The organism is Acinetobacter tandoii (assembly GCF_008867985.1).
GTDB classification, from domain to species: Bacteria; Pseudomonadota; Gammaproteobacteria; order Pseudomonadales; family Moraxellaceae; genus Acinetobacter; species Acinetobacter tandoii.
The window spans coordinates 1-972 of the sequence record NZ_VXLD01000031.1 but is presented as its reverse complement, the minus strand read 5'-3'; the positions used below and the strand labels follow the sequence as shown (position 1 = coordinate 972).

At 45.7% G+C, this 972-nt stretch carries 1 protein-coding gene; it reads left to right on the top strand.

Translation table 11 applies throughout. The features are described from left to right. Nucleotides 1–447 precede the first annotated feature (447 nt). A partial coding sequence (locus tag F4W09_RS16975) for a thiolase family protein (protein ID WP_272482709.1) occupies nucleotides 448–972 on the top strand: 525 nt, incomplete at its 3' end.

Here is a 972-nt window from a genome sequence, read left to right as displayed (position 1 = left end):
AACCTCCCTTTTCAAAGGGAGGCGTTTCCCCCTTTATTAAAGGGGACTAAGGGGGATTCAAAGTCTAACAGCTCGTTCTTGTTACTTTTTTAAAAAATGAGTGACAACGTCACGCAAGAAAAACTTTGTCATCAACAAAACCTGTTCACTATGGGCATCTATCCAATTGGATTGCAAAAACAATCCTGATCAAGATTTGAGTAGGTTGTTGATGACGATAGGCTCAAGCAAATGCTGGGAAAGAATTTTAAAACTGTATTTGCTCACATGGCTGGCGACAAGGATGTCGCCTCGTTACTCAGCTCAACAGGGATGTTGTGTCTGAGTAACAAAGGGTTTTGTCACTTTTGCCCTATCAAAAGTGAGGCTTTGCCTACGCAAAGGAAAATGAATAAATCCATCATTTGTGGCAGTGACAACAACAGATTTCAAAATGGAAACGTAAGAATGAAAGACGCTTATATTATCGATGCCATCCGTACCCCATTCGGTCGTTATGCTGGGGGTTTAGCACCAGTCCGTGCCGATGACTTGGGTGCTGTGCCGATTCAGACCTTAATGCAACGTAATCCAAGCGTGGACTGGAAACAGGTAGATGACGTGATTTACGGTTGTGCCAACCAAGCGGGTGAAGACAACCGTAATGTTGGTCGTATGTCGGCATTGTTGGCAGGCTTACCTGTCGAAGTGCCAGCCACCACCATCAACCGTCTATGTGGTTCATCACTAGATGCGATTGCTATGGCAGCCCGTGCGATTAAAGCGGGTGAAGCAAACCTGATCATTGCAGGCGGTGTGGAAAGCATGTCGCGTGCTCCGTTTGTGATGGGTAAATCGGAAACGGCTTATAGCCGTAGCCAGAAGATTGAAGACACCACCATGGGATGGCGTTTTATCAATCCGAAGCTAAAAGCCATGTATGGTGTAGAGACCATGCCACAGACTGCAGAGAATGTGGCACAACAATTTAAG